This is a genomic window from Janthinobacterium sp. JF4, assembly GCF_059617925.1.
The window spans coordinates 1-6880 of sequence record NZ_JCAQAV010000081.1 but is presented as its reverse complement, the minus strand read 5'-3'; the positions used below and the strand labels follow the sequence as shown (position 1 = coordinate 6880).

Genomic DNA, 6880 nt, shown 5'->3' with positions numbered 1-6880 from the left:
ATCGTCAGGCTTGTTATTCGAAAAACCCCCATCGGTGATCCGGTGGGGGTTTTTTACGTTTAGAGATTTGTCATGAGTTGTGCCATTGATCGGTGCTACAGTGCGCAATAGCCCCTAAAACGCATACAGATGGACTATCAACAACTTTCTACCCAGCGCCGCAACCATCCTGCCTGGCGTTTGCTCGCCGCCGATCATGCACCGATGATCGCCAGTTTCCTGCACCATCATTTTATTGCGCCCAATATCCGTACCATCGCGCGCCAGCAATTGGCATCGCATCTGGACGATCATCTGTATCATCTGCATGAACTGGCTGGCGAGGTGTTGTTTCCCAAAAGCGCGACAGCGTATCTGGACGACTGGGCTTCCGATGAACGGGGCTGGCTACGCAAATATTATCCAAGCGGGCAAGACGAACCGCACTATGATCTGACCCCGCCGACCGAACAGGCAATCGAATGGCTGCTTGGCTTGGGCCAGCGCCAATTCATCGGCACCGAATCGCGCCTGATGACGGTATTCGATTTGCTGCGGCAGATTATCGATGGCACGGAATTGAATCCCCGTACCCGTATCGCCGAACTGCAGAAACGCAAGGCGGCCATCGATGCGGAAATCGCGCAAATCGCCCAGGGCCGGCTCGACATGATGGAGCCGACCCAGATACGCGAACGCTTTCTGCAAATGTCGTCGACGGCGCGCGAACTGTTGTCGGACTTTCGCGCCGTCGAGCACAATTTTCGCAGTCTGGACCGCTCGGTGCGTGAACGTATCGCTACCTGGGAGGGCAGCAAAGGTGAATTGCTGCAGGAGATTTTCGGCAAGCGTGATGTGATCGCCGATTCCGACGAGGGGAAAAGCTTTCGCGCCTTCTGGGATCTGTTGATGTCGCCATCGCGCCAGGATGAATTGACGGCGCTGCTGAATGCGGTAATGGCACTCGATCCCGTGCGTGAACTGGCGCCCGATGGCCGTTTGCTGCGGATACATTACGATTGGCTGGAGGCGGGCGAAGTGACGCAGCGCACGGTAGCCCGTTTGTCCGAACAGCTGCGACGCTATCTGGATGACCAGGCATGGCTGGAAAATCGTCGTATCATGCAGTTGATACGCGATATAGAAAAAAAGGCGCTCGATGCGCGCGCAGTCATCGAGCATGCCGCCTTTATCGACATCGATGCCGCCGGGCCGGATGTGACGGTAGTCATGGATCGCACCTTGTTTACGCCGCCATTCAAACCAACCATCTTGCATGGCGTGCTCGATGAAATGGCGGAACCCATACCATCGGAAGCCCTCTTCGGCCAGGTCTACGTCGATCGCCTGAAACTCGCGTCGAATGTTCACCGCGCGTTGCAAGAGCGCAAGCAGATTTCACTGGCCTCGCTGATCGCCGAGTATCCGCTCGAACAGGGCTTGGCGGAACTGGCCACTTATCTGAGTCTGGCGACGCAGGAATTGCCCAGCGTGATCGACGATACGCAAGAAGAAACGATACACTGGACCGATGCTCAAGGTCGTGCGCGCATTGCCACGGTGCCTCTCCTTATTTTCAGCGCATGATGAATTCTTCCAGCGAAATGCATTACAGCCAGATCCTGATCGCCTTGATGCAAGGCGTGTTGTATCAGGAAAACGATGTCGCCTTGTGGCAGGCCCTGCTGCTGCTGCAAGCGCGCGTGCGCGATTATTGCCAGCAAATCGGCCTGGAACTGATCCTCGATGAAGCCGAGGGTTATGCCTATCTGCGCCAGCGCGCCACGCCGGAAGGGGAAGTTGCGCTGCCGCGCCTGGTGCCGCGCCGCCAGCTCAGTTATCCGGTCAGTTTGATCCTGGTGCTGTTGCGTAAAAAGCTGGCGGAGTTCGACAGCAATGCCGGTGACACGCGATTGATCGTCAGCCGTGAGCAGATTACCGAACAATTGCGCCTTTTCCTGCCCGATACCGCCAATGAAGCACGTTTGCTCGACCGCATGGAGACGCACCTGAACAAAGTGGTCGAATTGGGCTTCCTGTATCGTTTGCGTGGACAGGATCATCAATTTGAAGTGCGGCGCATTTTGAAGGCCTTTGTCGATGCGCAATGGCTCAGCGATTTCGAGCAGCGCCTGAACGATTACGCCAGCCATGGCGTGGGTTTGTCGGAGGATGCGCAATGACGGCGCGTGATCATGAGGACGGTGTAATGCCCCAGCTTGATTTCGCCGACCCGGCGGCCATGGAGCGCGCCGGCTTTCGCCTGCATCACTTCGAAGTCTTCAATTGGGGCACCTTCCATGCGCGTGTTTGGAAACTGCATCCGGGCGGCGACAATCTGCTGCTGACCGGCGACATCGGTTCTGGCAAGTCGACGCTGGTCGACGCCATCACCACCTTGCTGGTTCCCGCTCAAAAGATTTCCTATAACAAGGCCGCTGGCGCCGACGCGCATGAGCGCAGCCTGCGCACGTATGTGCTCGGCCACTACAAATCGGAACGCGGCGACACCGGCAGCACGGCGCGCGCGGTCGCCTTGCGTGACCAGAATACTTATGCCGTGATCCTCGGCGTGTTTTATAACGAGGGCTACGATCAGACAGTGACCCTGGCGCAGGTCTTCTGGCTCAAGGATGCACGCGGCCAGCCCGAGCGCTTTTATGTCGTGGCGGACAGTGCCTTGTCGATCGCAGACCAGTTTGCCGGCTTCGGCACCGATATCAATCAGTTGCGCAAGCGCCTGCGCGCCAGCAAGGGCGTCGTTCTGCACGATACCTTTCCGCCCTATGGCGCCGATTTCCGTCGCCGCTTCGGTATCGGCAATGAGCAGGCGATGGAATTGTTTCACCAGACGGTGTCGATGAAGTCGGTCGGCAACCTGACCGACTTCGTGCGTGAGCACATGCTCGAAGCGTTTCCCGTCGAAGAGCGCATCGCCGCCCTGATCGCCCATTTCGATGATCTGCATCGCGCGCACGAAGCGGTATTGAAGGCGAAACAGCAGATCGAGCAATTGTTGCCGCTGACTGCCGACTGCGCACGTCATGCCAGCTTGCAGCAGCAGGATGAGCAATTGCGCGGCTGCCGCGAAGCGCTGCGGCCGTGGTTTGCCTCCTTGAAAGGTGACTTGCTGGAAAGCCGTCTGGAACAACTGGCGTTGGAGCTGGAAAAAACCACTGCCCGCCTGCAACGGCTGCAACAGTTGCGCGGCGAGCAAAGCGTGCGCCGCGATGAAATCCGGGAAGCCATTTCTGCCAACGGCGGCAACCGTCTGGCGCAGATCGACGCCGAGATCGCGCGTCAGCAAACGTTGAAGGATGAACGCGCGCGGCGTGGCGCGCAATATGATGAATTGGCGCAAGCGCTTGGGTTGCCGGGCGCGGCTGATGACGAAGGCTTTCGTGCCAATTTGCGCGCCATCGACAGTGGCCAGGCGCAATGCATGGTGCAGCATGACGAGTGTCAGAACAGCCTGACCGAGGCGGGTGTGAAAGTACATGAACTCGGTGCCAGCCATGGCGAGCTGACGGCAGAACTTGAATCGTTACGCCAGCGCCGCTCGAATATTCCAGGCCAGATGCTGAAACTGCGCGACTTGCTGTGCGGCGCGCTGGATCTCGATGGTGACGAGCTGCCCTTTGTTGGCGAGCTGATCCAGGTACGCGACGATGCCGGCGAGTGGGAAGGCGCGGCCGAACGCCTGCTGCACAATTTCGGTCTGGCGCTGCTGGTGCCGGAAGTCCATTATGCGGCGGTGGCGGCATGGGTGGACCGTAGCCATCTTGGCGCCCGCCTGGTCTATTTTCGGGTGCGTGTAGTCAGCATGCCGGAAGCGCGGCCGCTGCATGCGGATTCGCTGGTGCGCAAGCTGTCCATCAAGCCCGATTCGGCCTTTTATCCCTGGATCACCAGTGAACTGGCACGGCGCTTCGACTATGCCTGCTGTGATTCGCTGCAACAATTTCAACGCGAAAAACTGGCCATCACGCGCAATGGCCAGATCAAGGCGGGTGGCGAGCGTCACGAAAAGGATGACCGCCATCGTCTCGATGACCGTGCGCGCTATGTGCTGGGCTGGACCAACCACTCCAAGATCGCGGCGCTGGAAAAGCAGGCGCGTGACCTGGCGCTGCGCATCACCGCCCATGGCGCACGCATCAGGGCACTGAAGCTTGAACGTCAATCACATCAGGAGCGTCTGGGCCAATGGCAGCAACTGGCGCTGTTCCAGCATTTCGGCGATCTGGACTGGAAGCCGCTGTTGCTGGCGGTCGAACAATTACTGCGTGAAAAAGAGGCGCTGGAAGCGGCGTCGGATTTGTTGCGTGAACTGCAGAGTCAGCTTGAAGCACTGACGCAAGCGCAAGCCGGCACGGACGAGGACATCAGCCGTCACACCACTGAGCATGCCCGGCTCAGCGAACGTCAGGATCAGGCGCGGCGCCAGTTGGCCGACTGCGCACAGTTGCTGGACGCCACGCCAGAGCCCGCGCGTGAGCTGTATTTTCCTCTGCTGCTGCAGTTGCAGGCGGAAGCCCTGGGCGAACACAAGCTGACGGTGGAGTCGTGCGATAACCGCGAAAAAGACATGCGCGGTTTCTTGCAAGCGCGTATTGATGCCGACAGCAAGAAAATCGCCAGTTTGCGCGACCGTATCATCAATACCATGAGCGATTACGTCACGGCCTGGCCGCTCGATACGCGTGAGGTCGATGTGAGCATCAATGCCGCTGGCGAATTCGGCAAGATGCTGGCGGCACTGCAGGCCGATGATTTGCCGCGCTTTGCGCAGCGCTTCAAGGAGCTGCTCAATGAAAACACGATCCGCGAAATTGCCGGCTTCCAGTCGCAGCTCAAGCGTGAGCGGGAAACCATCCGCGAACGCATCGATATCATCAACCGCTCGCTGCACGATATCGATTACAACCCCAACCGCTACATCGCGCTGGAAGCCGAGCCCAACCTGGACGCCGACCTGCGCGACTTCCAGGCCGACTTGCGTGCCTGCACCGAAGGCGCGCTGACCGGGTCGAGCGACGAAGAATATTCGGAAGCCAAATTTCTGCAGGTAAAAACTATCATCGAGCGTTTCCGGGGCCGCAGCGGCAGCGCCGAGGTGGACAAGCGCTGGACGCGCAAGGTGACCGATGTGCGCAACTGGTTTGTCTTTTCGGCTTCCGAGCGCTGGCGCGAAGACGACCGCGAGCATGAACATTACACCGATGCCGGCGGCAAGTCTGGCGGACAGAAGGAAAAGCTGGCCTATACCGTGCTGGCCGCCAGCCTGGCATACCAGTTCGGCTTGGAGTGGGGAGTGGTGCGCTCCCGTTCCTTCCGTTTTGTCGTGATCGATGAAGCGTTCGGCCGCGGTTCTGACGAATCCGCACGATATGGACTGGAATTGTTCAAACGCATGAATTTGCAATTGCTCATCGTCACGCCGTTACAAAAAATTCATATCATCGAACCCTATGTTGCCGGGCTGGGTTTTGTGCACAGCGAAGAAGGGCGGCAATCGATGTTGCGTTACCTGAGCATTGAGCAATATCAAGCCGAACGCAAGGCGCACCCTGTATGAGCGACATGAGCAGCAACTGGACCTCGCCATCGGCCATTCGAGCCCAGCTACTGCGCCTGTGGGACAGTGGCCGTCTGTTGGCGGCGCATGTGAATGGCAACTCGATATTTCCATGGACACTTAATTTACGCCAGCCGGGGACGGCCAGCCTGGGCGAGCAATTCGATGAAGTAAGGCGCTGGATACGGCAGCTTGACGAGAGCAGCAAGAGCCACAAGGGACACGGCTATACCATCGCATGGCGTGACATCAATCATCGTCAGCTGGGACGTAACCGTATGCCGGCCAGTGTCGTTGTGGCTGATGAAGCCGACGCATTGCGGCTGATTGGAAAAGTGGCTGAAAAACGGCGCTTCGAACAACTGTCAGCCCTGACGCTGCAGGCTTTTCCGGTTTTGGCCGGCTGGATCGCGCGCCGGCCGATGCTGTTGCTGGAACATGCGCCCGCATGGGAGCGCATCGTCTTGATCTTGCAGTGGTTTGTCGCCCACCCCCGCCCGCAACGCTATTTGCGCGAGCTCGACATTCCTGGGGTGGACAGTAAATTCATCGAAACGCGCAAGGCTTTGTTGGCGGAATTGCTGGACCAGCTCATGCCGTCGGAGGCGATTGATATGCAGGCGATCGGTGCCCGTCAATTTGAAGCGCGTTATGGATTGCTGAGCAAGCCGGCATTGATACGCTTTCGCCTGCTCGATGCGCGCCATCATATCGGTGGATTGTCTGACTTGAGCGTACCAGTCGCGCAGTTTGCTGCCTTGCGGACCACGGTAAAACGCGTCTTCATCACCGAGAATGAAATCAATGGGCTGGCATTTCCGGAGGTGGCGGACAGCATGGTGATCTTCGGTGGCGGTTATGGCGTCGACCGCTTGGGTGATGTGCCTTGGTTAGCGGATAAGGAAGTGATTTACTGGGGCGATATCGATACCCATGGTTTTGCCATTCTTGACCGCTTGCGCGAATACTTGCCCCAGGCACGTTCCATGTTGATGGATATCGCAACCCTTGAAGCGCATCGCTTGTTATGGGGCAGTGAAGAACAGCATAAACGTCATGCTGGTAATCTGACTCGCTTGACGGATGAGGAGCAAGCTTTGTTCCACATGTTACGTGACAATACCTTGGGAGAGTGCGTCCGCCTGGAGCAGGAAAGGCTGGGTTTTCACTGGGTCAGGTCGGCCATTTTAAATATTGCCTGAAAGCCTTGCTACTATCGTGGCGCTTGGCTATAATTCGCCCCCTCGCTGAACGATGCATGCAAATGCCGAGTAAAGCAGGGTGAAAAAGAAGGTTGACGAAATGCTGCAAACGCTTCATACT

At 58.0% G+C, this 6880-nt stretch carries 4 protein-coding genes; all 4 read left to right on the top strand.

Annotation, left to right across the window (positions count from 1 at the left end; genetic code table 11):
• Nucleotides 1–129: 129 nt before the first annotated feature.
• The 4 genes from AC54AF_RS26760 to AC54AF_RS26745 are packed head-to-tail and all read left to right on the top strand — an operon-like array spanning nt 130 to nt 6759.
• Nucleotides 130–1566, top strand: coding sequence for a DUF3375 domain-containing protein (locus tag AC54AF_RS26760; protein ID WP_496639006.1), 1437 nt, complete (start codon nt 130–132; stop codon nt 1564–1566).
• Nucleotides 1563–2162, top strand: coding sequence for a DUF4194 domain-containing protein (locus tag AC54AF_RS26755; protein WP_496639005.1), 600 nt, complete (start codon nt 1563–1565; stop codon nt 2160–2162). Before AC54AF_RS26760 ends, AC54AF_RS26755 begins: the two co-directional genes overlap by 4 nt.
• A complete protein-coding gene (locus tag AC54AF_RS26750) occupies nt 2159–5557 on the top strand; it encodes an ATP-binding protein (RefSeq protein ID WP_496639004.1) in 3399 nt (1132 codons plus the stop codon). Before AC54AF_RS26755 ends, AC54AF_RS26750 begins: the two co-directional genes overlap by 4 nt.
• On the top strand, nt 5554–6759 hold the full coding sequence (locus tag AC54AF_RS26745; RefSeq protein ID WP_496639003.1) for a Wadjet anti-phage system protein JetD domain-containing protein: 1206 nt from the start codon (nt 5554–5556) through the stop codon (nt 6757–6759). The genes AC54AF_RS26750 and AC54AF_RS26745 overlap by 4 nt, the downstream gene beginning before the upstream one ends.
• The last annotated feature ends 121 nt before the right edge of the window (nt 6760–6880 follow it).